Annotated in this window: 19 protein-coding genes; 6 read left to right on the forward strand and 13 right to left on the reverse strand. The window is 62.8% G+C overall.

Annotated elements, in window-relative coordinates; translation table 11 throughout:
* Positions 1-59: 59 nt before the first annotated feature.
* The 6 genes from LOY67_RS24495 (at position 60) to LOY67_RS24520 (ending at position 6,006) form a co-directional block, all read left to right on the forward strand.
* Entirely contained in the window at positions 60-683 is a 624-nt protein-coding gene (locus LOY67_RS24495) for a CDP-alcohol phosphatidyltransferase family protein (RefSeq protein ID WP_265064810.1), read from the forward strand.
* A 10-nt stretch (positions 684-693) separates the two neighbouring features.
* Positions 694-2,451, forward strand: coding sequence for a bifunctional alpha/beta hydrolase/class I SAM-dependent methyltransferase (locus LOY67_RS24500; RefSeq protein ID WP_265064811.1), 1,758 nt, complete (start codon positions 694-696; stop codon positions 2,449-2,451).
* Complete coding sequence (locus LOY67_RS24505; RefSeq protein WP_265064812.1) at positions 2,451-3,788, forward strand: phosphatase PAP2/dual specificity phosphatase family protein; 1,338 nt, start codon at positions 2,451-2,453, stop codon at positions 3,786-3,788. Before LOY67_RS24500 ends, LOY67_RS24505 begins: the two co-directional genes overlap by 1 nt.
* A complete protein-coding gene (locus tag LOY67_RS24510) occupies positions 3,778-4,227 on the forward strand; it encodes a hypothetical protein (protein ID WP_265064813.1) in 450 nt (149 codons plus the stop codon). The genes LOY67_RS24505 and LOY67_RS24510 overlap by 11 nt, the downstream gene beginning before the upstream one ends.
* A gap of 226 nt (positions 4,228-4,453) precedes the next feature.
* Positions 4,454-5,074 (forward strand): lysophospholipid acyltransferase family protein, encoded by a 621-nt coding sequence (locus LOY67_RS24515; RefSeq protein WP_265064814.1) that lies wholly within the window; start codon positions 4,454-4,456, stop codon positions 5,072-5,074.
* The gene (locus tag LOY67_RS24520; protein WP_265064815.1) at positions 5,074-6,006 is read left to right on the forward strand and encodes a phosphatidate cytidylyltransferase; all 933 of its coding nucleotides are present in this window, start codon (positions 5,074-5,076) and stop codon (positions 6,004-6,006) included. Before LOY67_RS24515 ends, LOY67_RS24520 begins: the two co-directional genes overlap by 1 nt.
* Positions 6,007-6,189: 183 nt before the next feature.
* Here LOY67_RS24520 and LOY67_RS24525 read toward each other — a convergent pair whose 3' ends face one another.
* The 13 genes from LOY67_RS24525 to LOY67_RS24585 all read right to left on the reverse strand — a co-directional run bounded on the left by LOY67_RS24525 (position 6,190) and on the right by LOY67_RS24585 (position 22,140).
* The gene (locus tag LOY67_RS24525; RefSeq protein ID WP_265064816.1) at positions 6,190-7,347 is read right to left on the reverse strand and encodes a glutathionylspermidine synthase family protein; all 1,158 of its coding nucleotides are present in this window, start codon (positions 7,345-7,347) and stop codon (positions 6,190-6,192) included.
* A gap of 12 nt (positions 7,348-7,359) precedes the next feature.
* The gene (locus tag LOY67_RS24530) at positions 7,360-8,070 is read right to left on the reverse strand and encodes a DUF1190 domain-containing protein (RefSeq protein ID WP_265064817.1); all 711 of its coding nucleotides are present in this window, start codon (positions 8,068-8,070) and stop codon (positions 7,360-7,362) included.
* An 18-nt stretch (positions 8,071-8,088) separates the two neighbouring features.
* Complete coding sequence (locus tag LOY67_RS24535) at positions 8,089-8,517, reverse strand: DUF350 domain-containing protein (protein ID WP_265064818.1); 429 nt, start codon at positions 8,515-8,517, stop codon at positions 8,089-8,091.
* A gap of 15 nt (positions 8,518-8,532) precedes the next feature.
* The gene (locus tag LOY67_RS24540; RefSeq protein WP_265064819.1) at positions 8,533-9,207 is read right to left on the reverse strand and encodes a YjfK family protein; all 675 of its coding nucleotides are present in this window, start codon (positions 9,205-9,207) and stop codon (positions 8,533-8,535) included.
* Positions 9,194-10,228 carry an ion channel gene (locus LOY67_RS24545; RefSeq protein ID WP_265064820.1) on the reverse strand — a complete coding sequence of 345 codons (1,035 nt, stop codon included), beginning with the start codon at positions 10,226-10,228 and terminating at the stop codon, positions 9,194-9,196. Before LOY67_RS24545 ends, LOY67_RS24540 begins: the two co-directional genes overlap by 14 nt.
* 155 nt (positions 10,229-10,383) lie before the next feature.
* Entirely contained in the window at positions 10,384-11,082 is a 699-nt protein-coding gene (locus LOY67_RS24550; protein ID WP_265064821.1) for a PspA/IM30 family protein, read from the reverse strand.
* A 22-nt stretch (positions 11,083-11,104) separates the two neighbouring features.
* On the reverse strand, positions 11,105-11,686 hold the full coding sequence (locus tag LOY67_RS24555; protein WP_265064822.1) for a YjfI family protein: 582 nt from the start codon (positions 11,684-11,686) through the stop codon (positions 11,105-11,107).
* Positions 11,687-11,932: 246 nt separating this feature from the next.
* On the reverse strand, positions 11,933-12,784 hold the full coding sequence (locus LOY67_RS24560) for a YfaP family protein (RefSeq protein WP_265064823.1): 852 nt from the start codon (positions 12,782-12,784) through the stop codon (positions 11,933-11,935).
* Between the two features lie 3 nt (positions 12,785-12,787).
* Complete coding sequence (locus LOY67_RS24565; protein WP_265064824.1) at positions 12,788-14,407, reverse strand: DUF2300 domain-containing protein; 1,620 nt, start codon at positions 14,405-14,407, stop codon at positions 12,788-12,790.
* Position 14,408: 1 nt separating this feature from the next.
* Positions 14,409-18,977, reverse strand: coding sequence for an alpha-2-macroglobulin family protein (locus tag LOY67_RS24570; protein WP_265067825.1), 4,569 nt, complete (start codon positions 18,975-18,977; stop codon positions 14,409-14,411).
* A complete protein-coding gene (locus LOY67_RS24575; protein WP_413776232.1) occupies positions 18,974-19,600 on the reverse strand; it encodes a DUF1175 domain-containing protein in 627 nt (208 codons plus the stop codon). The genes LOY67_RS24570 and LOY67_RS24575 overlap by 4 nt, the downstream gene beginning before the upstream one ends.
* A gap of 8 nt (positions 19,601-19,608) precedes the next feature.
* Positions 19,609-21,318: a DUF2138 domain-containing protein gene (locus LOY67_RS24580; RefSeq protein ID WP_265064825.1), complete on the reverse strand. Its 1,710-nt coding sequence runs from the start codon at positions 21,316-21,318 to the stop codon at positions 19,609-19,611.
* A 33-nt stretch (positions 21,319-21,351) separates the two neighbouring features.
* Complete coding sequence (locus LOY67_RS24585) at positions 21,352-22,140, reverse strand: YfaP family protein (RefSeq protein WP_265064826.1); 789 nt, start codon at positions 22,138-22,140, stop codon at positions 21,352-21,354.
* Between the last annotated feature and the right edge of the window lie 261 nt (positions 22,141-22,401).

The raw sequence follows: 22,401 nt of genomic DNA on the forward strand, positions 1-22,401 counted from the left end.
GTCGTAATCTCGCACCTGCACACCGTTCATCCGAAAAACCGGTCCGAGATCCCATTCCGATGCCCTCCATCTACCAGCTCAAACCCGCCTTTCAGAACCTGCTGCGCCCCGCCGTCCAGCGGCTGTACGACAAGGGCGTCACGGCGAACCAGGTGACCTTGCTCGCGGGCATCATTTCTGTGCTGGTGGGTGCGTTCATTGCCTGGTTTGCCGGTCATCCGTGGGTGTTTGTGCTGGTGCCGGTCTGGATGTTCCTGCGCATGGCCTTGAATGCCGTGGACGGCATGCTGGCGCGGGAGTTCGGGCAGCAATCGCATCTGGGTGCCTACCTGAATGAGCTATGCGATATCATCGCCGACGCGGCCCTGATCCTTCCCTTTGCCCTGATTCCCGATGCCAGTCTGTTGCTCGTGTTGTTGGTCACGCTGTTGGCGTTGTTCAGCGAATACGCGGGTGTGCTGGGGGCGATGGTCGGGGCTTCGCGGCGCTATGACGGGCCGATGGGGAAAAGTGATCGGGCCTTTGTGTTTGGCGTGTTGGCGACCGGTATTGCCTTGGGTTGGCTCGGGGCGCTGTGGGTCGATGGTGTGATGGCGGTGGTTGCCGCCCTGCTGGTTTATACCTTGGTCAACCGGGTCCGTCATGGCCTGGGCCAGGTGAAGGAAAACGCTCCCTCAGCATAAGGAAGTCGCAATGCGCGAAGCTCAAGACCGGACATTCACCACTCACGACGGCGTGGAGTTGTTCTACCGGCACTGGCCGGCCGTGGCCGCGGACCCGGGCGAACCCCGCCAGGCTGTGTTGCTGTTTCACCGGGGTCATGAGCACTCCGGGCGCATCGCGCACCTGGTGGATGAGCTGGATCTGCCCGGTTTCGAGTTTTTCGCCTGGGACGCCCGTGGCCACGGCCAGTCTCCCGGTGCACGGGGCGACAGCCCGAGTTTCGCCACCAGCGCCCGGGACGTGCAGACCTTTTGCGATCACATCGGCGCGACCCACCAGATTGACGAGCAGAACATTGCCGTGGTGGCGCAAAGCGTCGGCGCGGTGATTGCGTCCACCTGGGTCCACGATTACGCGCCGCGCATTCGCTCGCTGGTGCTGGCGTCGCCGGCCTTCAAGGTGAAGCTCTACGTGCCGTTCGCCCGCCCGGGCCTGGCGCTGATGCGCAGGTTTCGCGGCAACTTTTTCGTCAACAGTTACGTCAAGGCCAAGTTCCTCAGCCATGACCCGGAGCGGGTGGCGTCCTACGACAGCGATCCGCTGATCACCAAGGCGATTTCGGTGAACGTGCTGCTGGGCCTGTACGAAGCCGCCGACCGCGTGGTCGCCGATGCCCAGGCGATCCAGGTGCCGACGCAGCTGTTGATCTCCGGTTCGGACTTTGTGGTGCATCGCAAACCCCAGGAGCAGTTCTTCGAGCGCCTGGGCAGCCTGCACAAGGAAAAACACATCCTGCCGGGGTTCTTCCACGACACCCTGGGCGAGAAGAACCGCGCACCGGCCATTGCCAGTGCGCGGCGTTTCATCCTGCAGAACTTCGCCCGCCCGCTGGACCGCCCTTCCCTACTGGACGCCGATCGCCTGGGCGCAACCTGCGCCGAGTCCGAAGCCCTGGCCACGCCCCTGCCGCACAATTCGCTGCGCGACCTGTACTGGCGCATGACCCGCGCCAGCATGCGCTTCGGCAGCACAATGTCGGATGGGGTCAAGCTGGGCTTCGACACCGGGTTCGACTCCGGCAGCACCCTGGATTACGTCTACCGCAATCGCCCCACCGGCACCTCGCCGATTGGCAGGATGATTGACCAAAACTACCTGAACTCCATCGGCTGGCGCGGCATTCGCCAGCGCAAACTGAATGTCGAGGAGTTGCTGCGCCTGGCAATGGGCAAGCTGCGCGAAGAGAACCGCGAGGTGCGCATCGTCGACATCGCCGCCGGCCACGGCCGCTACATTCTCGAGGCGCTGCAAGGCGTCAGCCCGCTGCCCGAATCGATCCTGCTGCGTGACTACAGCGACATCAACGTGCGCGACGGCAGTGCACTGATTGTTGAAAAAGGCCTGGGCGACATCGCCCGCTTCGTCAAAGGTGACGCCTTCGATCGTCAGGACCTGGCGACCCTGGAGCCCAAACCAACCCTCGCTGTGGTGTCCGGCCTGTACGAGCTGTTTGCCGACAACCAGATGGTCGGCGGCTCGCTCGCCGGCCTGGCTGAAGCGGTGGAGCCTGGTGGTTACCTGGTCTACACCGGCCAGCCATGGCATCCGCAACTGGAACTGATCGCCCGCGCCCTCACCAGTCACCGCGCCGGCCAGGCCTGGGTGATGCGTCGGCGCAGTCAGGCCGAGATGGATCAACTGGTCGAGGCGGCGGGATTCCGCAAGATCACTCTGCGGGTCGATGAGTGGGGCATCTTCAGCGTTTCGCTGGCGCAGCGCGTGCAGTGATGAGCGCCGTCATCGCCCCGCCCCGCGAACCCGCCCTGCTGAAACCGGCGGTGTGCTGGCTGCTATTGCTCGCGCCGCTGTTCTTCAGCACCTACGGTTTCGCCACCTGGGTGACGTCCCAACGCGACGACGTCGGCAGCCTGGTGTTCGGCTGGGAAAGCCACATGCCGTTCATGGCCTGGACCATCGTGCCGTACTGGTCGATTGACCTGCTGTACGGCCTGTCGCTGTTGCTACCCAGCAGCCGTGCGGAACTGAAGCGCCACGCCTTGCGCCTGCTCACGGCCCAGGCGATTGCGGTCAGTTGCTTCCTGATCTGGCCGCTGCGCTTCACCTTCCCCCGGCCGGAAATGGATGGAGTATTCGGTTGGTTGTTCGATGTGCTGGCGGGTTTCGACAAGCCGTTCAACCAGGCGCCGTCGTTGCACATCGCGTTGCTGGTGATCCTCTGGGTCTGCTATGAGCGGCACTTGCGCGGTGTCTGGCGCTGGGTGATGCACGGCTGGTTCGCGCTGATCGGCGTGTCGGTGCTGACCACTTATCAACATCATTTTGTCGATGTGCCGACGGGGGCATTGGCGGGTTGGCTGTGTGTCTGGTTGTGGCCGCTGGACCGGCCGAGCCCGCTGCAAAGTGCCCGCCTGACCTCGGACCGCAGCCGCCTGCAACTGGCCCTGCGTTATGGCGTGGGTGCGGTGGCGCTGTTCATCCCGGCGTTCGCCTTTGGCGGCGCGTGGCTCTGGTTGATCTGGCCGGCGGTGGCGGTGTTGTTTGTGGCGCTCAACTATCTGCTATTCGATGCCGACGGTTTTCAGAAGCGTGCCGATGGCCAACTGAGTCCGGCAGTACGCTGGTTGCTGGCACCTTATCTCGCCGCTGCCTGGATCAATTCCCGCTGGTGGACGCGCAAGCATCCGCAGCCGGATCACGTGACCGATAACGTCTGGCTGGGGCGCATTCCCACGCCGCTGGAATTGAAGGACAGCGCGTTCACCGGGGTGCTCGACCTCTGCGCCGAGATGTCCATGGACAGCAGCACGATCGCCTATCGCTCGTTGCCAGTGCTCGACCTCACCGCGCCAACCGCCGAGCAATGCCTGGAGGCCGCGCAAGCGATTGAAAAACTGCGCCAGCAAGGGCCGGTGCTGGTCTGCTGCGCCTTGGGCTATTCACGCAGCGCCACCGCGGTGATCGCCTGGCTGTTGCACAGCGGCCGAGCAGCGAGTGTCGATGCGGCGATCGTGCAGCTCCAGCGCGTTCGCCCGCGTATTGTCTTGCACCAGGCACACCGTCAGGCGCTGGAACCGCTGCGCCAGGGCCATCGCCATGAGCAGTGACATGCAGTTGCACACCGTGGCGAGCCTGTTGCGCCGGGGCCATTCGCTGGATCAGTTTTCCACCGGGTTGACCCTGTTGGCGGCGCTGCTCGGATTGGGCCAATGGCTGATGGGCAGCGTTGATCCCTGGTTACTGCTGTTCAGCGTCGCGCTGTTCAGCCTCGGCGTGTTGCAAAAATACTGGGCGTTGCGCGTGGCGTTCGATGCCGATCTGTTCCAGCGCGTGGCGGACGGTGTCCAGCCATTGGCCGAGCGGACCCAGGCACTGGATCAGGCGCTTAACGTGCTTGGCCTGCAACCGGCTGAACGCGCTGGCCGGCCCTGGAGTGAACGCAGCCACGGCGCCTTGCGCTTGCTGCGCGGGCAGTCGCTGTTGCTGGCCGCACAAGTTGTCTTGACGCTGGGCTTCATCCTGGCCAGCCCCTGGCTGGCTTTTTAAAACGTTAACTAATACAGGATGGTGAATGACAATTGTGGCGAGGGAGCTTGCTCCCGCTGGGCTGCGAAGCGGCCCAAAAACCAGGCACTGCGGTGTTTCAGGCTGATGGTATTCGGCCTGTTGTTTGGGGGCTACTGCGTAGCCCAGCGGGAGCAAGCTCCCTCGCCACGGTTGTTCATCTTCAACAATTGCATTGCTGCTTAAGTTCTCGGGACAAGGAATCCTCATGTTCGAACCCGTGGTCGCCAATCTCATCACCTCCGCCGCCCGCATGGTCACGGGCGCCCGCAGCCTGTGGCTCGGCAGCGCACCGCAACCGGTGCAGCGGATCTACTTCGCCAACCACAGCAGCCACGGTGACTTCGTGCTGCTCTGGGCCTCGCTGCCGCCGGCGTTGCGCAAGCTCACCCGGCCCGTGGCGGGTTCCGATTATTGGCAGAAGAGTCCGGTGCGCCGCTACATCATCAACCGGGTGTTCAACGGTGTGCTGGTGGATCGCGAGCGCAAGGATCCGTCCTACAACCCCTTGCAGCCGATGCTCGAAGCCCTGGAAAACGGCGACTCGCTGATTATCTTTCCCGAAGGCACGCGCAACCCCGATGAAGGCTTGCTGCCATTCAAGAGCGGGATCTATCACCTGATGAAAAGTCACCCCGAGGTGGAGGTGATCCCGGTGTGGATCGCCAACCTCAACCGCGTCATGCCCAAGGGCCGCGTACTGCCCCTGCCGTTGTTGTGCACCACCAGTTTCGGCGCGCCGCTGTGCATTGAAGAAGGTGAAAGCAAAGAGCAATTTCTTGAACGCAGCCGCGCCGCGCTGCTGGCACTGGCCCCGGAGCACGTCTGATGGATCGATATACCTTGATGTTGTTCAGTGGGATTGGCGCGATTCTGGTGCTCGCTTCGCTGATCGGTTTCATTCTCAAGCTCAAGACCCGCGGCGCGCCGAACTCGGTCATCGACAACCTCAACGCCCGGATCAATGCCTGGTGGATCATGGTGCTGGTGATCGGCATCGCGTTCTGGCTCGGCAATGCGGCGGTGATCCTGTTGTTCTACGCGGTGTCGTTCTATGCCCTGCGGGAATTCCTCACCCTCACCCCGACCCGGCGCAGTGACTATCCGGCCCTGGTGGCCGCGTTCTACCTGGCGCTGCCGCTGCAATACCTGCTGATCTACTACGACTGGTACGGGCTGTTCTCGATCTTTATCCCGGTGTATGTGTTCCTGCTGCTGCCGATCCTCGCGTCCCTGGGGGGCGACAGTACGCACTTCCTGGAGCGCGCATCCAAGGTGCAGTGGGGATTGACGATCGCGGTATTCTGCATCTCCTTCGTGCCGGCCTTGCTGACCCTGGACATCGCCGGTTTTGAAGGGCGCAACCTGCTGCTGATCGCTTACCTGGTGATCGTGGTGCAACTGTCGGATGTGCTGCAGTACGTGTGCGGCAAATTGTTCGGTAAACACAAGATCGCGCCGAACCTGTCGCCGTCGAAAACCGTCGAGGGCTTTGCCGGCGGTATTTTCCTGGCCTCGCTGATCGGTGGCGCCCTGTGGTGGATCACCCCGTTCAACCCCTGGCAGTCGTTCCTCATCGCGCTGCTGATCAACCTGCTGGGGTTTGCCGGCGGCATCGTCATGTCTGCGATCAAGCGCGACCGGGGCGTCAAGGATTGGGGGCACATGATCGAAGGCCATGGCGGCATGCTCGATCGGCTGGACTCGGTGTGCTTCGCCGCGCCGATCTTCTTTCATCTGGTGCGGTACTGGTGGACCTGAAAGCAGCGCTGCTCAACTGCTTTTGTGGCGAGGGGATTTATCCCCGCTGGGTCCCCGCTCTGCCGTCTCGGTCAACCAGACACACCGGTGTGTCTGGTTTCAGGGCTGCTTCGCAGCCCAGCGGGGCGGTGCGACGTTTCGCTAAATCCCCTCGCCACACAAAAGCCCTGCTCCAATTGAAGATCAATCCAGAATCAAATGCGGCAAAAACCGGCTCGAATCCTTGGTGATCAGGCTGTTGTCTTCCCGCACGCCAATCCCGGCCGCCTGGTCGCCAATGACCCATGAACCAATCAGCGTGTAGCTGTCGCCGAAGCGCGGCAACGGCGCGCATTGCTGGAGGATGAAAGGTGCGTCGGTGTACGGACCATCCTCCTTCACGATCAAGCCATCGGCCGTCTGCAGCTCGATGTTGGCGCCTTCCCGGGAGAAGAACGGCTTGCGCACCCAGCCCTTGGGCACCGCTTTGCCGGGATCGGTATCCAGGTGTGCCTCAAGCAGGTTCGGATGACCTTTATTGAATTCCCACAGCAGCGGCAGGATGCCTTTATTCGAGATGATCGACTTCCAGGCCGGTTCGAAAAACTGCGTATCGCTCTGGGCAATCGCTGCGCCGAACGGTTCGTGGAAGATGAACTCCCAGGCGTGCAGCTTGAACAGATGCGGAATCCAGCGCTCCTCCAGATCGACGAAACGGCCTTCACTGTTCAGGCCAATGTCCTCGATGTCGATGTGCCGCGACTCGATGCCGACGGTCTCCGCGATCAGACGCAGGTAGTCAGTGGTGCCTTTGTCTTCGACTGAGTCTTTCATCGAAGCGAAGTAGAACGGCTGCTTGAGCTGCAACTGGGCAAAGGCCTGATGCAACTTGGTGTCGATGCTGTTGAACTGGTCGACATGCGCGGGCAGCAAGCCGCGCTCGATGCATTGCTCCAGCCAGCCCCACTGAAACGCCGCCGCTTCGTACAGGCTGGTCGGCGTGTCGTAGTTGAGTTCCAGCAGCCTGGCGGGACCGTTGCCGTTGTAGGAGAAGTCCATGCGCCCGTACAGGTGCGGGTGGCCTTCGAGCCATGAAGTGCGCACCAGATCGAAAAACGCTGCGGGAATGCTCAGCCGCTCCAGCATCTCTTCGCTCTGCACCACGCGGGCCACGAGGTCCATGCACATCTCATGGATCTCGGTGGTCGGGTCTTCGAGGTCGTTCTCGATCTGCTTGAGCGTGAACTGGTAATAGGCGCTCTCGTCCCAGTAGGGTTCGTCGTCGATGGTGTGGAACAGAAAGCCGAGGGTTTCGGCCGTCTGTTTCCAGTCATGACGTTCTGCGCAATGGATCTTCTTCATGGCCCTCGTTCCTCAGCCGCCGGAGCTGCTGGAACCGCCCCAACCGCTGCGGGCGCTGGCCTTGCTGCCGAAGCCGCCCCGGGAGGTGGATGAAGCCACGGAGATCGACTTGTTGGCAGACCGGATGGTATCGGTGTAGCTGCCATACCGCGCCTGGTTCGACTTGGTAAAGGTCGAGCCCTTGGCAACGCGCTGGGCCAGCGTCGAGGACGCGTAGCCGCCGCGATCATCGCGATAGCGGTAGACCGGTTCGGAGTAATAGCTGTTGCGGTTGTTGCTCAACATATTGCCAATCAGCAAGCCGGTCAGCAGGCTGCCGCCGGAGAAGCCCGAGCCACCGGTGGTCGCTTCCGAGGCCGGCAATTGGGCCGCCGCGGCGTCCACCTGGGACTGTGTGACTTCGCCATTGGCGGTCAGTTCGAAGCCTCCCAGTTTGGGAATGAACTTGCCGGTGGAATCCTGCTGACACCAGTCGGCGACAAAGTCGGCGTCGCAATCGGCCTGGCTGTCGTACACCGGCGCAATGGTGCGATGTTCAGCCATGGCTTTCATGTAGGCGTCAGAGCAGATGTCCACCGGCAGTTTTTCATCGACGCATTGCTGTACGGACTGGAAGTTGTATTTCTTCTGTAACGGGTAGGTTTTTTCCGTCGGCCCGCAACCGGATATCGCCATGGCGACCGACGCGGCCAGCGAGAGCTGAACGTACTTGCTTCGTTTCATCGGGGACTCCTGGCGCGATCAGTTCGAGGACGGCGTCATGCACGCGGCATTCAACATGCCAACGCTGATAGCCACTGCCGCGATGTAGATGCCCGCGGCGATTTCACCGTTCTTGATGCGCTGCGAAGCACCCTTGAGCACCAGGCTGGTGACCAGAAAGGCCAGCAGCTGGACGAACGCGGCGATCACCGCCCAGACGACGAAGTCGAGGAGGCTGACCGAGTAGGCGATCACGTTGCTGGCCGGGATGGCGAAACCGATCATCGCACCGCCCAGGGCAATTGCAGCGGCCACGTTGCCCGAGCGGATCAGTTCGAATTCCTTGTGCGGCGTGATGCGGGTGTAGATGAACTGGAACAGCGCGAACAGCACCGCGGCGCCGAGGATGTACAGAACGAAGCCGAACACGGCGGCTTTGTTCAGGGAAATGGACAGAGCTTCAAGCATGGACGTCTTCCTTATTCAAATAGTGGTCAGGTCGGTGGTGTACAGCGAAATGCCCAGCGAAGTGCTCAGGCTGATGGTGCCTTCGGCGTCTTCCTCAACGGAGAACAGCAGGAACTCGCGGCGATCCGTCAGGCCGGTATCGCGCACGTACAACATCGAACGGTGCTCGACGCTGTAGGACTCGTCCGGATTGCTCACGCGCTCGCTCAACGCCACCAGTTCGGTCTGGCCGTTCTCGGTGCCCCATTCGCGGGTGTACTCGACGCCGTCGTGGGTGTAGGTCGGCAGGCCGATCAAGCTTTCCGGCCCGGCCAACCGGCGCAACTCCGCTTCACTGTTGACGGTGACGTAGCTGAGGTAGTTGAACAGAATCACCGACTCAACCTGCCCGTCCACCGCGCCGCTGGTGTGCACCTGCAGCCAGTAGTCTTCGTCGTTCATGTAGAAGCGCGACAGCCAGTTCGATTGGCCGAGGTCGACCACGCCCATGCTCCAGATTTCCTGGGGGCCCGGAATGACCACGGCGCTGGTGCCGTCGAGCAACAACTTCAGCGTGCTGTCGAACATCAGCCCTTTGCCGGATGCCAGGCCCAGCGGACCGTTCACAGGCGCAGTTTCACGGGCGGTCCAGCCGGTATTCTTGTTCGCGTTTGGGGCTTCAAGCCCCATCAACTGCTTAAACCATCCCATTGGAGATGTCCTTGAGACGCGTGGAGGCGATGTAGAAGAGTTCGCCGCCCTCGACGCGAGTCGCGCTGGGCGGATTGATCGATGGCTGCTGGGCGTCTTTGCCGCGATAGCCGATCAGCGTGGCGTTGTGTTGCTCTTTCATCCGGGCATACAGCTCGCCAAACGTCGTTTCAAATGTCTCGGGCAGTTTCATCAGGTACTGGGTAGCGCCTTGCCCTACGCACAGTAACTCATTGATGACCACTGACGAGCCCGGATCCTGGGAAGCGCGCACCAGCATTTCAATCGCCATGCTCGAGGTACATTCCAGGCTCGGCGCGTAGGCGCTGGCGAGGGCGGCGACTTCACTGTCATTGAAGTGGGCGACCACATGCCCGGCCGGCCCCAGCTTATTGACCGCCAGCACGGTGGCGAGGGTCAGGTCGTCGGAGTGGGTCCGCACCAGCACGCGCTCGGCACCGGGCACCCCGGCACGCTGTAACAGTGCGACGGAAGACAGGCTTTCGCCCTTGATGAACGCCGCCTGGCCGGGCATGGGGTTTTCTTCAAGGTCGCAATCGCAAATGACGATGAGATTGTCATTGGACGTTTCGTCCTGCAGCAGCAGTTCAATGACCCGCTCGCTGGAAGCCCCTTCCCAACCGATCAGCACGGTGTGCCCGACCGTACCGGTGTAATCGCCTTTGCCCTTCATGCCTTTTCTCCATACATCGAGGACGCTGCTGGTGGTTTTGCCGATGGCTGCCGTCAACAGCGCAATGCCCCCGAGCATCACCCAGGTGGCCACGAAAATCCGTCCCGCCGCCGTTTGGGGCGCGAGATCGCCATAGCCGACAGTGAGCGTGGTGGTGAGATAGAAATAGATAAACGTGGCAGCGGCGATGAGGTGCTGCTCGCTCAAAAGCACCAGACCGATCCAGGCGGTGGCCAGGTGCACGACCATCGCGATGACCAAGCCTGCCCAGCCGAAGCGATGGAAGAACGACGACGCGTAGGCGCGCAACAAAAGGAAAATCGACATCGTGTCCCTGACTCCGTGGGGCTGTGTTCCTACGTTATGGCGAGGGAGCCTGCTCCCGCCGGGCTGCGCAGCAGACCCTGTTGGGGGGCCGCTTCGCGTCCAGCGGGAGCAGGCTCCCTCGCCACGGGTTCGCTGTACCCGGGCACTCGAACCGTTTACTCCGCCGATTTCTTCTTCAGGCGTTCCAGGATCGCATTGGCGCTGCCTTCGTTCGGCGTGATGCCGGCGTCGCGAAGCTTGCGCTCCAGGTCGGTGCCGGTGGAGGCATCGGCCAGTTCGTCCTGGGCTTGCAGCTCAGCCGCGCGTTGCTGCTGCTTGGCTTGCAGGCGGTTCAGCGTACCAACGGCGGTTTCCAGCTTGCCGTTGGCGCCGCCGCTGGCGATGGAGGCGCTGACCTGGGCTTTCTGCACGCTTTCCCGGGCCTTGGCCATGTCCACTTGCTGGCGCAGGCTCTTGATGCGGCTTTCGGCCTTGGTGATGTCTTTGCGCATGTTCTCGGCGTAACCGCCGAATTCGGCGGTCTGCTTCTGCTCGACCTCCAGCTCGTTGGTCAGGGTCGAAATGGCTTCGGCCACTTCCAGCGCCAGGTCTTCGCGGTTGGCCTGGATCGCGGCCAAGGCCTTGGACTCCAGGTCCTTGATCTTGGCGTTGTACTCGCCGACGCGATCAGCCGACAGCTTGTGCTTGGCCATGATGGTGACCAGCTCACGGCGGGCGTTCGCCAGCGCGGTGTCGGCGTCGCGGATTTCCTGGTCGAGAATGCGCAGGGCTTGTTGATCGACGATCGATTCGCCGACTTCGTTGGCACCGCCACGCAGCGCGGTGAACAATTTGCTCCAGATGGACTGAGTCATTGGATGGGTCCTGTTCGGCGAATTAGATGAAGAAGCGTTCGAAGGCTTCGCTGGCACGCTGGACGTTGTCGACGAGGGTCTTGACCTCGGTCACGACGTTGGTCAGGTTGGAACCTGCACTCAGCGCACCGAACATGTTGTAGACGACCTGCCCGTTGGGCATGGACTCGATGCCGATCGAGGACAGCGGGAACATCTCCCGGCTGCGCAGGACCGCATCGTTGAAGGCCGCCACGTCATTGATCGACTCGATGTCCACCAGAACGGTGTCGACGATGATCTGGTCACCCACCACCGCGATGTAGATCGGCAAACCGCCGAAGTCGTTCATTTCCAGCTTGATGCTGGACTCGGAGCCCTGGACGAGGGTGAGGGTGATCTCGTTGGCAACCACTTCGTCCAGCGCCTGCAGGGCGCCGTAGAGGCGATCGATGTTCCAATTGTTACCTGCGCTCATGTAATCCTCCGACATGATTGAGCCAGCCAGAATCGGTTGGCGTAGCTGTTTCTCCATCTGCTTGAGCAGGCTTCGGTTTTCGGGAAGCACCCAAGTCTCGTGTTTCACATACCCCGCGGCACTCAGGCCCGCGCGCATCTGCTTCATGTAGAAGCTCGACGGTTTTTTCGCGGCAGGTTTGGAGCGTTCTGCGTCGCGGCTCGCCGAATCTGCTGGAGAGCTGTCTGGCATGGTATTGACCCCACTGTGAAAAACTCACGCGTGAGAAACACTACAGGTAACTTTGATAACGCTCAATAGCTCACGCGTGAGATTTTTACTCGCTCTCACAACCCCTGAAATACCCCGTGGGATCTTTCTCACAAGGGATCTTTGCATGACCGCCGAGTGGTCTTACGGATAGCTAAAGCTCTTCACCAACGTCAGCTCCCCCACCGCCCGCATCGGCACGACGAACGTTTCCATCTTCTCGCTCGGGGTGCCTTCCTCAGTGATCACGGTGACTTGTGCCGTGGTCAGGGCTTGCACCGCTTCCTGGCGGCCGCTGCTTTCGCCGTCGCCTTCACCGCCTTCCTCATCCTCCGAAACGCTGCGATAACCGCCGCCGTAATAGTTCAGGTACACCTGGTACTGCCCCTTGATCGGCGCCGGCATGGCGAAGATTTCCGGGCCGTAGCCGGTGGTGACGTCGACGTCGAGGACCGCGCCGTTGGGGGCGATGCGGTCGCCGTACCAGATGTGGGCGCCGTCCGGGGTGATGACGTGCAGGTCCAGGTCGGTGCCGTCGCTGTCCCAGGTCAGCAGAACCCGCAGCTTGGCCGGGGTGGCGCCGCCACTGGTGTTGAGGAACTGGGTACGGTGGCGGTGCTGGCCGTCGGGGCTGCGCACTTCAACGCTGTTGCTGCCGTTGGGGAACGAGAACGGCCGGTCGAAGCGACCTTCCTCATCGAGCTTCAGCGGCAGGGCCACACCGTTGACGATGAGCTTGCCCGGATCGTTGTTGTCCTTGGGCATGGCCTTGATCTGGCCGGTGATGCGCGCGGTGCTGGCCTGGCCCTGGGGCGTGTTGACCGACGAGGCCGGGTAGTTGACGGTCTGGCTGAAGTTTTCATCTTCGCCGCCCGGCTTCCCGCTGCGCCAGCCGCCAATCGGGGTGTCCAGTTTGATCCCATCGGCGGCAACGGCCAGGGGCAACGCGGTCATGGCGCAGAGCAACAGCAAGACCTGTGGATAACGGAGTGTCATGGTCTATTCCAGCAAGAGGTGACGGGCGAGCCCTTCGATATAGTCTTCGTCCTGGCCATTGGGGTGAGCTTCAAAGGCCAGGTGCAAATATTCATGAGTCAGGTCGAGACGGTCCTGCAGCGACAGCACGCCACGGACGTAGATGCGTTGGCGCTCGCGGTCGACGTAGGGCCGACCGAAAGCGACGCGGCACACCGCGAATGAGCTGATTTCGTTGTAGCCCACTTCGCTTTCCAACCTGGAACGCCAGCCTCGGCGCTGCTTGAGCAGCCAGTCCTGGGCGGCCGGCAGCGCCTCGCAGGACGCCACCGGATTGTCCCAGCGGCTGAGGCTGGCACGCGGATAGGCATGCAACAGAATGGCGTCGTAGCGTTGGCCGGCGTTGGCTTGTTCCACGGCTTGCAGCCAGGACAGTTTGTCCGGGCCGGGTTGGTCGGAGTGGTAGGTGACATCGGTGCCGGCCAGCACCAGATCGCTGGTCCAGGCCGCAATGGCGCGAGCTTCCGGTGCCGCCGGGCGTGGGGCGACGCGCTGGCGATGGCTGCTGTCGTCGATGCTCAGGCAATCGCCGTTGCGCTGGGCGTTTTGCAGCAGGTAGGTGCGGATCGCCACGGCCAGGGCCTTGGCCGCTTCGGCGGGCTCGGCCTTGGCCTCGCGTTGCAGGACCCGGGCGACGTACTCCTCCCGATCCAGTCGCGCCACCAGCTTGCCGGGCGTCAGGAACAGCTCGCCATCGCTGTGGATATCCAACTGGTTGCCGTTGGTGAACTCGACACGGTAGTCGCCGCGCAATTGACCCGGCGAGGCGGGCTGGCTGCCCGACATGACCCGCTGCAACGGATAACGGGCAAACAGCCCCACTTCCACGCAGCGCCCGGTTTCGGCCGGCCATTGCGCCGGCAATGCCGTGGCCAGACCGTCACCGAACACCCTCAGGACCTGCTGGCTGGTGCCACGCCCACCGGCCCACACGGGTGTGCCGTCAGCCAGCCAACCGGCGAAACCGCCCTGACGCGACGAAGGTCCCTGTTCGCCCAGCCAGCTCCAGGTCTTGACCCGCAAACGACTGCCCAGTTGCCCGACGAGACGACCATCCGCCGCGTTGAGCACCACGTCCAGCAACACCCGACGGGCCTGGTCCTGGGCCGGTAACACAGCCAGCGCCTTGAGCAACTGCGCGACGGGCACCTGCTTCTGAGGTTGCAGGGTCGGCAGGTCCAGCAGCCACGCCGGCGCCTGGCGGGCCTGCCAGTAGTCGCGCCAACCGGCGGCCGAAAGACCGAGCCGCTGCGGTTCGAAATACAAGCCGCAGGATTTCACCAGCGCCTGATCGCGACCGATGCTTTTCCCGGCGCTGCAGCAGTAGACCTCTTCCTTCGACTCCCCACGGCACTCATAGGCCGGCTCGTGGGCATCGGTGTCCACCAGCCACGCGTAGACGAACAGCTTCCACAGACTGCCCAGCGGTGTCTGCAGGGAATCGGGCAACGGCTGGCGATCCAGCACCTGGGTCTGGCTCACCCGCAGCAACTGGCCGTCGAAGGCCAGACGCAACGGTTCGTCCTGCGCTGTCGCCAGCACAGGAATCAAGCACAACAACCATCCAACCCACAGCTTGCGCATGTCAGTTGACCGTGACCTGACCAAGTGCCGGTTTCTTTTCCCAGGCCTGATTCTGTGGCGCGTAGACCTGAGTGAAGCGTACCGGTGGCAGGTTGAACTGGCCTTTCTGGGAGAAACGCACCAGATGTCGCAGGCGCAGTTCGCCACTGAGGGCATCCACCGGCACCGCATAAGCCATCTGGCCCGGTTCGAAGCGCGCCTTTTCCAGCGACGTCGGTTCGCTGCCGGCTTTGCCCAGCAACTGGATGCCCCAGGTGGTGCGTTCCACGTCGGCGCCCGGCGGCAACGGCACTTCGAGCATGCCGTAGCGCAGCGGTATGCTGGCCTTGCTGTTGATCATCACTTCATCCAGGTAGAGGCTGTCGCTGGACAACGGCTTGTTGCCCACAGCCTCAAGCGTGAAGGTAAAGGCATCGCCGCCCGGTACCAGGCGCGACAGCCGACGGGTGATGGACACCGCCATCGGTGCCACCGGCGGTTGCTGGCTCTGGAAGCTCAGTGCCGCTTGCAATGGACGCTCCTGCGCACCACTGAGGGTCAGCGTCGTCGGCAACTGCGCACCCTGCCACTGCCAGTAGGTTTCCCCAGTGGCGCCCTGACGGGCTTTCCAGCCTTCGCCCGGGGCCAGGGCCACGGCCGGCGAAGCCTGCTCGATGCTGCGCTGCAACCAGGTCAGGGCCAGGGCCCGTTCCAGGGTGGATTGCTGTGGCAACAGACGCTCCAGCAGCGCGGCGGATCGGGCCTGATCGAAGGTTTGCAACGACAGCACCAGGGCCTGGACAAACGGCTGGAGGCTGACGTCCAGTTGTTGCTGGGCGGCAGCCAGTTGACGGTTGAAGGCATCCGGCAGCGGCACTTTCGCCTGTTTGGCGAGGGCTGCGGTCAGTACGCGAGCGCTGGCCAGACCCACGGACGAATCCGGCGCGTTCATGACCAGGCTGTCATCGCCATTGTCCATCACGCCCTCGGCGCTGCCCGCACCGGCCTTGGCCAGATCGTCCATCAGGCCGCTGAGCAAGGTGTTCACCGGCAGTTGCATCTGCTTGGCGAACGACAGGATCAGCGCACGTTGCAACAACGGCGTATCACCGGCCTGCTTGGCGTAGACCTCCAGCACGCGCTGCCAGTGTTCCGGTGGCAGGCTGATGTCCAGCGCCTTGCTGGCGTGCCAGTCGGCGTAGTAGGCGTAGGCGGTCAGGAAGGCATCCGGCTCGCCGTCCTGGCCCCACCAGGTGAAGCTAGCCGATGGACCGGCCATCTGCACCAGGCGCAAGCGGCTGTTCTGCATGATCAGGCGCAAGCGGTCGCGGGTCTGGGAGTCCGAGGCCAGGGTCGGGTAAGCGATGCTCAACGGCAGCAGACGGCTGGCGGTCTGCTCGACGCCACCGTAGGGGTAGCTCAACAGGTCATCCAGGGCGGAACGGAACAGCGCTTGCGGGCTGTCGTCCAGACGCAGACGGATATCGCTGGCGTCGCTCGGCAAGGTCAGCGGCGTGTCGCCGGCGGCCACGTCGAGACGCTGGCTCTGTGTGACCTGCCAACCATTGCCACTGCCGTTCAGGTGAACGGCCAGGGCGTCCTGGGTTTCACCGTTCAACTGCAACTGGACGCTGAGGTCGCCGCTGCTCAACTCCATGGCCGGCAGTGCCACATAGTTGATGCCTTTTTTCAGGTCCGCCACCACGCGTTGCTCGGCACCGGCGTAACGGATCAGCAGTTCCGCCTTCAGCGGTTTATCCGATTGGCTGAACGCGAACAGGCCCAGTTGCGGCTTGTCGCCCGTGCGGAAACGGGTCGGGCCGCTCCACTTCAGGTACAGCGGTTTTTCCGAAGCGATGAATTGCTTTTTCTGACCGACCTGGCCGTCGTCGGAGATGGCCTTGGCGGTGATGCGCCAGCGGGTCAGCGAGTCCGGCATCTTGAAGGTGAAGCGGGCCTTGCCGTTGGCGTCGGTGACCAGCTCCGGCTGCCAGGCGGCCGTGTCGACGTCTTCACGACGCGGCCGCTCCAGCACCTTGACGCCGCGCTCGCTGCGGTTGGCCTTGCCCGGTGCACCCGGGCTGCCGGGCAGCGCCACGTCGTAGCTGATGAACGACAGGCTGGCGCTGGTGCGCACGTTGTTGCGGCGCGGGTGATAGAAGAACTGATCGATGGTCGGCGCCACTTCCGGTTGCAGGGCATAGACCATTTCGTCCACGACACTGACCGTCAGGTGCGCCGGGATCGCCTTGCCGGCGAACTGGGTGCTCAGGTCCACGGTCACCGTGTCGCCGGGCCGGTAGGTGGCCTTGTCGGTGACGACCGCGACGTCGATCTGCGGCGTAATCACCTTGATACCGGCGTTCTGGAAGCTGTACTGGCCGCCCTTGGTGTACAGCACCGAGAAGGTCATGTTCGGCGCAAAGTTGTCTTTCACCGGGATACGGGCGCGGTATTGGGTCGGGCTGAGGCTTTCCATCTTCAGCCAGTCGCCGCCCTTGGACAGCAGCGCCGTGGCCTCGACCTTGTCCCGCTCCAGGGACAGCAGCGCATCGCTGACCGGTTCCGGGAAGGTGATCAGCGCCAGCGCTTCGTCACCGGCCTTGTATTCCGCCTTGTCGAGGACGATCTCGACCGTGCCCGGCACGGCCTTGATGCCTTCGCCAGTCACCGCATGCGCGGCGGCGCCGATGACCCGGCCGTGATCGTCCTTGAGGGTCAGGTTGTAGGTGCCGGGACGGTCAAAAGCCACGGTGAAGCCCTTGTCCTTGGCCGTCAGCTTGCCTTCGCCGGTGCTCTGGTCTTCCAGGCGCACCCAGGCGTAGCCGGCCGGCGTCACGGCCTTGCTCTGTTCAGTGCCGCCTTCATTGACGTAGCTGAACGCGACCTTCTCGCCGGCCGCACTGAAACGCTGGCGAGCGCTCAGGCGGAAATTCGCGGCGCCGCGGTCGATAAGGATTTCCTTGGTGGTCTTGACCCGATACGCCGCGCCATCGCTGGCAAACACGGTCAGCGTGTAGCGGCTCGGTTTGTCGGCGGCCGGCAGTTCGAGCGTCGCGACACCCTGGTCATCGGTGGTCACTTCGCTGCTGGTCAGCTCAACCGGGAATTGCCCCAGGTATTGCAGCTCGTTGTCCACCATCGACAGTTGCTGGGCGCGCAGGCTCAGGCTCACCGTGGCGTCGACCACCGGCTTGCCGTCCGGGTACAGCAGCACGAGGTTGCCCTTGACCGGCTCGCCGGTGCGGTATTCCTGCTTGGCCAGGTTGAGGGCGATCTCGAAGTGCGGCTTGATGTACTCAGCCACGCGGAAGGCGCTGCTGTAGAGCTGGTCCTTGTAGCTGAAGCGCAGCTCGTAACCGCCGGCCACGGCGTTTTCCGGCAGTTGGAAACGGCCTTGGGTACCGGCCTTGGAGTCCAGCTTCAGGGCCAGGGTCTGCAGCGCGGTGCCCGTGGCATCCAGCACGCTGACGTTGACATCGGCCGCTGCCGGTTGCACCGAATCGCGGGCGTTCTTGAATTCACGGCCGACGATTTTCAGCGAGACCCAATCCCCCGGCCGATACAACGGCCGGTCGGTGAAGGCGTAGAGCTTGGTGTCGTAGATTTCGCTGTCGTAGTAGAAGTTCTCGGAGACGAAGACCCCGCCCTCTTCATCCTCGCCAATGACGAACGAACGCTCCGGGCTGACGTGCTTGAGGCGCAGCAGGCCATCGGCATCGGTAGCCCCGCTGTTCATCACGCCCAGGCCGTCGGTCCACAGCACATTGACCTTGGGCACCGAGCTGCCTTCATGCTTGCGCGCGGCCCAGACCAGCAGCTCGTCGCCGGAAATCTTGCTCACCGCCACGGTGTTGGAAACGAAGACCATGGTGGTCGCCCGGTACTTGCCGACCAGCGCTTCCACCAGGTAAAGGCCAGGCTTGAGCTGGCCCAGCGGAATGTAGACGTTGCCCGGCGCGACGCTGACAAACTGGCTGGACGAACCGGCCAGGTTGACGCCCGCAGGCGGTTGGATCGGCTTGGCCTGCCACAGCGGATAACGGAACTGGCTGACCAGCGGCAGGCCCGGGATCAGGGCGAACTGGGCCGGTGCCTCGTAGGGCGTCGGTGCGACCAGGGCGTCACCAACCCTCAGTTCCGGCACTTCTTCGGTGACCTGTTGGCGGGACTCGTAGGAGAACGCCCGCTGCATGACCCGACGGGACTTGCGGTACCAGTTGTCCCACAGGTACGCGAGGGTGTTCGAAAGCCCTTCGCCCTTGAACTGGCCGTCGCTGACGACGCGGTGCAGGTTCTTCTGGCGCTTGAGAAAGTCCAGGGGCTTTTCAATGCGGTAGACGCGGATATCGGCACCGCCGTAAGGCTCCATGCGGAACCGGCGATAATCGCGGCCCGGCGCCTCGAGGCGGACCATGGCCTGCTCATCGCTGGCGAAACTGCTGTCGGCCAGCAGGAAGAAGCTTTCACCGGCCACCGGCGTGTAGCCGCTGGGCTCCACCGTGTCTTCGGCATGAACGAAGGAGGCCAGCAACAAGGCCAGCAGCAGGGACAGTTTCGAACACAAGCGCAGCATGCGGGCACCGGTCATTGGGAGAGAAAGTTGAGTCGATAGACGCCGATGAAGTTGGGGTTGGCTGCGTCGGGTATCCATCGGGTGTCCTTCCAGTTCATGAGTTGTTGCAGGCTTGCGGAGCGCATGCCGTTGTCGGTAGGGGTTGTGGTGCCGGTGTGATAGGCGATGTAGCGGCCCATCCAGATCATCAGGTGCTGGTCGTCGCCCTGATCGAAGAACATCAGGTCGCCAGGACGGGCCTGGGCCACATCACGGCCCACCAGGCGACTGTTGAACTGGATCAACTTGATGGCGTTGACGTAGGGCCCGACCTTGCCGCCGCCCTGCTGCCATTGCTGGGCCAGGCGCCGCTGATCGTCGCTCAGCTCAAGCTCCGGCGGCAGGTAGCGATTGGACAGGCCGTTGCTGCGCAGCCATTTTTCGTTGTGGACCTTCAGCGCTTCGTTGGCGGCAAACCGCACCAACCCGGCACAGTCCTGCTGATACCAGCGCGGGCTCGGGCCACGGCTCAACTGCTCCTCGGCGATGCGCACGAACCAGGCACGAAAGACCTGGGACTGCTGCACATCCAGGGGCGGCGTTTCCATGGCAAACGCCTGCCCCCCCAGGAACAGTGCCATCAGCCCGAGATTGCGGATCAGTCCGGTCACAGTGCTTTCCATTCCAGCGGCAACCACTGCCAGTGACCGTCCGGCTCGCTGCCTGCGGGCAGGGTCAGCGCGTATTTGCCGTAGCCGCCGAGGGCACGCAGTTTCGGAATCAGGTAGGTCTGCGCGGCGTTGTAGAACACCGGCTCCATGTCCTGGGGCAAGCTGTCCAGGGTTTCACGCTGCATCAGTTGCGCCATGGAGTCCGGACCGAAGTAGAATGGCATCAGCAGGTCCTTGGGCACCACGTCGGCCATCGGCGGGAAGTGCTTGTCGAGGGTGCCGAGGGCCTTGTCCACCAGTTTGTCATCGAGGGAAAACAGCAGGGTCGAGCCGTGGCGCGCCAGGCTGACCCGCATGAATGCCTTGCCGGTGATGGCATCGGGTTGCAGCGAGTCCTTGGCCAGGTAAGGGCCGAAGTTGGAGCTCACCTGACGCTGCCAGTGATGCATCGAGCCTTCCTGCTTCTCGACGACCGGGAACGCGTGCTCGGCCACGTTGTTTTCATAGGCGCCCACCATCGAGCCGAACAGGTTGCCCAGGTCGGCGTCGATCTTGCCGTCTTCTTCGTTCAGGCTGGCCACCAGCAACGGCGTGTACAGCCGCGAATCGGCGTACCAGCACAGGCCCGCCGCGCCGGCCATATGGTCGACCATGGCCTGGGCGGCTTTTTCCTCGGCACCGAGTTTTACCAGCAGCGGTTTCTGTTGTTCAGCGGCCAGTGGCAAGGCTACGCAGGCGCTGGCGCCCATGGGCATGGCTTGCCAGATCGGCTTGAAGTCGAAGTCCGGCTGGTTTTCCAGTTCGTCCATGGCCAGGAAGCTGTGCCAGCCCTTGTCGTCCATGTCGAAACGCAACCCGGCGAAGTTCGGGATGAAACGCTGGTAGCCCATGGCGAGCACGCTGGCGTTCACCGAGATGCGTTGTTTGACCTCGGGGGCCTTGGGCGGCAGGCCGAAGGCTTCGGTGAAGAGTTTGTCGCCACCCAGCAGCGCAGCCAGTGCGGTGGTTGAAACGCTGCCGCGCTCTTCGGACGCGCCATTGGCCGGGTCATAGAGCTTGGTCGGATCGGACAGCACCACCAGCTTGTCGCCATGGGAGGCGAAGACCAGGGATTTGCTGGCGTTGTAGCTGAGCTGGTAGAGCGCGACTTCATCGCCGCCGACTTTCAGGTCGCTGAGTTTGCTCAACTGCGTATCGTCCAGGGCGACTTTTGCCAGCGGCTCCAGCACCTTGGCCAGCCCGCCACGATCCATCACCAGCAGGAAATCCTTGAGCCGGCCATCCGCACCGCGCCACAGCGCCACATCGGCCGGCTGGTCGAAAAGCTCTTCGATCAGGCTGTCCTGCAGCTTCAGATCATGCTCGTAGATGATCCGGCGCAGGCTGCCGATCAGCCCCAGGCGGTCGGCATGGGCCTGGTAATAAAAGACGAAATCCTCGGTGAGCGTGGCCTTGAGGAACGGCACCGCCAACAGGTCCTTGGGCAACTGGCTCAGGGAGTGGGCTTCGAGCAGGCCGTCGGGACGACTCAGGCCGAGCTTTTCCAGCGCCAGCGCCGCAGGCGGCGCCTTGGGTTTGGTCATGAACCAGCCCAACCCGGCGGCGACACCGGCCACCAGGCACAGCCCGATCAGCAACGCCGGCCAGCGGCGCGCAGGTTTAGCGACAGGTGTCGGCACGGTCGGGGAAGCAGTGTTGTCGCTCATATTCACAAGGGCCTGTTCATCCGTGGAGCGGAATTAGTAGTTGAAAGTCTTGACCAGCAAAAGATCGCCGATGGCGCGCAGGGGCACGACAAAGGTTTCGCGTTTCTCATTGACGGTGTTTTCGTTGAGCACCAGATTGATCTGCGAGGTGATCACCTCGTTCTGGTTGCTGGTTTCGTCGAAGTTATAGCCGCCATCGCCGTAGTTGCCCCAGTAGTTCACGTAGACCAGGTAGGTGCCGTGCATCGGCGCGGTCATGGTGAACATCTCGGGACCGGGGCCATCGACACCATCCGGGTCGAGGCCGCCGCCGTTGCTCAGCGCCGGCTGGCCGAAGAAGGCATGCTGGCCGTCGGGGGTAATGATGTGCAGGTCCAACTCGGCCTTGGGATCGTCCCAGCCGAGCACCACGCGGATCTGCGCCGGCGTTCGCAGGTTGTTGGCCTCATAGAACTGCACGCGCTTGAGGGATTTGCCCTCGGAACTGCGCACCTCGACGCTGTTGGAGCCGGCACCGAACGCATACGGCCGGGCGAAACGGCCTTCGTCGTCGGTATAGAGATTCAGTGGATTGCCGTTGACCGCCAGGCTGTGGGGCGGCCGGGCCGTGCCCATGGCCTTGAGCCGGCCCTCGATCATCGTGCGATTGCGCTGTACGCCCCGGTCGATGGGCGGCGTGGGATAGGCAACCTGGGGGTTTTCAGTGCGATCGAGCAAGCCGCTGTAACGCCAGCCGCCCACCGGCTCCGACATTTCGGCCGCAGGCTCGGCCCACACCCACGGTGCGACCATCAGCCCGATCAGCAATGAAAGAAAACGCATGTATGCCTCCTGCCATGCACAACGCAACCTGGCGCCCTTCCTCGGCGCATTAATTGTCATTTCTCAGGTTTCGTCAGGAGCCCGCCACACGGGGGCTGTAGATGGCGCGAAGGTTAGCGATTCGGCACGTTATTCACAATCGGGGAACGCGTGATTCTGTGTGGGAAATCACGTCTTGAGGAGTGCGTGAGCCGATTAGCGAAGTTATTCAGCTCACGAAATGAGCCGAATAACGTTATTATTCGGCTCATTCCCGGTATG

The sequence above is a fragment of the Pseudomonas sp. B21-056 genome (assembly GCF_026016325.1).
Lineage (GTDB): Bacteria > Pseudomonadota > Gammaproteobacteria > Pseudomonadales > Pseudomonadaceae > Aquipseudomonas.

Bases quoted from the DNA above. Each gene is read 5' to 3' on its own strand.
- LOY67_RS24495 (WP_265064810.1), top strand. From the start codon at position 60: ATGCCCTCCATCTACCAGCTCAAACCCGCCTTTCAGAACCTGCTGCGC.
- LOY67_RS24500 (WP_265064811.1), top strand. From the start codon at position 694: ATGCGCGAAGCTCAAGACCGGACATTCACCACTCACGACGGCGTGGAG.
- LOY67_RS24505 (WP_265064812.1), top strand. From the start codon at position 2,451: ATGAGCGCCGTCATCGCCCCGCCCCGCGAACCCGCCCTGCTGAAACCG.
- LOY67_RS24510 (WP_265064813.1), top strand. From the start codon at position 3,778: ATGAGCAGTGACATGCAGTTGCACACCGTGGCGAGCCTGTTGCGCCGG.
- LOY67_RS24515 (WP_265064814.1), top strand. From the start codon at position 4,454: ATGTTCGAACCCGTGGTCGCCAATCTCATCACCTCCGCCGCCCGCATG.
- LOY67_RS24520 (WP_265064815.1), top strand. From the start codon at position 5,074: ATGGATCGATATACCTTGATGTTGTTCAGTGGGATTGGCGCGATTCTG.
- LOY67_RS24525 (WP_265064816.1), bottom strand. From the start codon at position 7,347: ATGAAGAAGATCCATTGCGCAGAACGTCATGACTGGAAACAGACGGCC.
- LOY67_RS24530 (WP_265064817.1), bottom strand. From the start codon at position 8,070: ATGAAACGAAGCAAGTACGTTCAGCTCTCGCTGGCCGCGTCGGTCGCC.
- LOY67_RS24535 (WP_265064818.1), bottom strand. From the start codon at position 8,517: ATGCTTGAAGCTCTGTCCATTTCCCTGAACAAAGCCGCCGTGTTCGGC.
- LOY67_RS24540 (WP_265064819.1), bottom strand. From the start codon at position 9,207: ATGGGATGGTTTAAGCAGTTGATGGGGCTTGAAGCCCCAAACGCGAAC.
- LOY67_RS24545 (WP_265064820.1), bottom strand. From the start codon at position 10,228: ATGTCGATTTTCCTTTTGTTGCGCGCCTACGCGTCGTCGTTCTTCCAT.
- LOY67_RS24550 (WP_265064821.1), bottom strand. From the start codon at position 11,082: ATGACTCAGTCCATCTGGAGCAAATTGTTCACCGCGCTGCGTGGCGGT.
- LOY67_RS24555 (WP_265064822.1), bottom strand. From the start codon at position 11,686: ATGAAGCAGATGCGCGCGGGCCTGAGTGCCGCGGGGTATGTGAAACAC.
- LOY67_RS24560 (WP_265064823.1), bottom strand. From the start codon at position 12,784: ATGACACTCCGTTATCCACAGGTCTTGCTGTTGCTCTGCGCCATGACC.
- LOY67_RS24565 (WP_265064824.1), bottom strand. From the start codon at position 14,407: ATGCGCAAGCTGTGGGTTGGATGGTTGTTGTGCTTGATTCCTGTGCTG.
- LOY67_RS24570 (WP_265067825.1), bottom strand. From the start codon at position 18,977: ATGACCGGTGCCCGCATGCTGCGCTTGTGTTCGAAACTGTCCCTGCTG.
- LOY67_RS24580 (WP_265064825.1), bottom strand. From the start codon at position 21,318: ATGAGCGACAACACTGCTTCCCCGACCGTGCCGACACCTGTCGCTAAA.
- LOY67_RS24585 (WP_265064826.1), bottom strand. From the start codon at position 22,140: ATGCGTTTTCTTTCATTGCTGATCGGGCTGATGGTCGCACCGTGGGTG.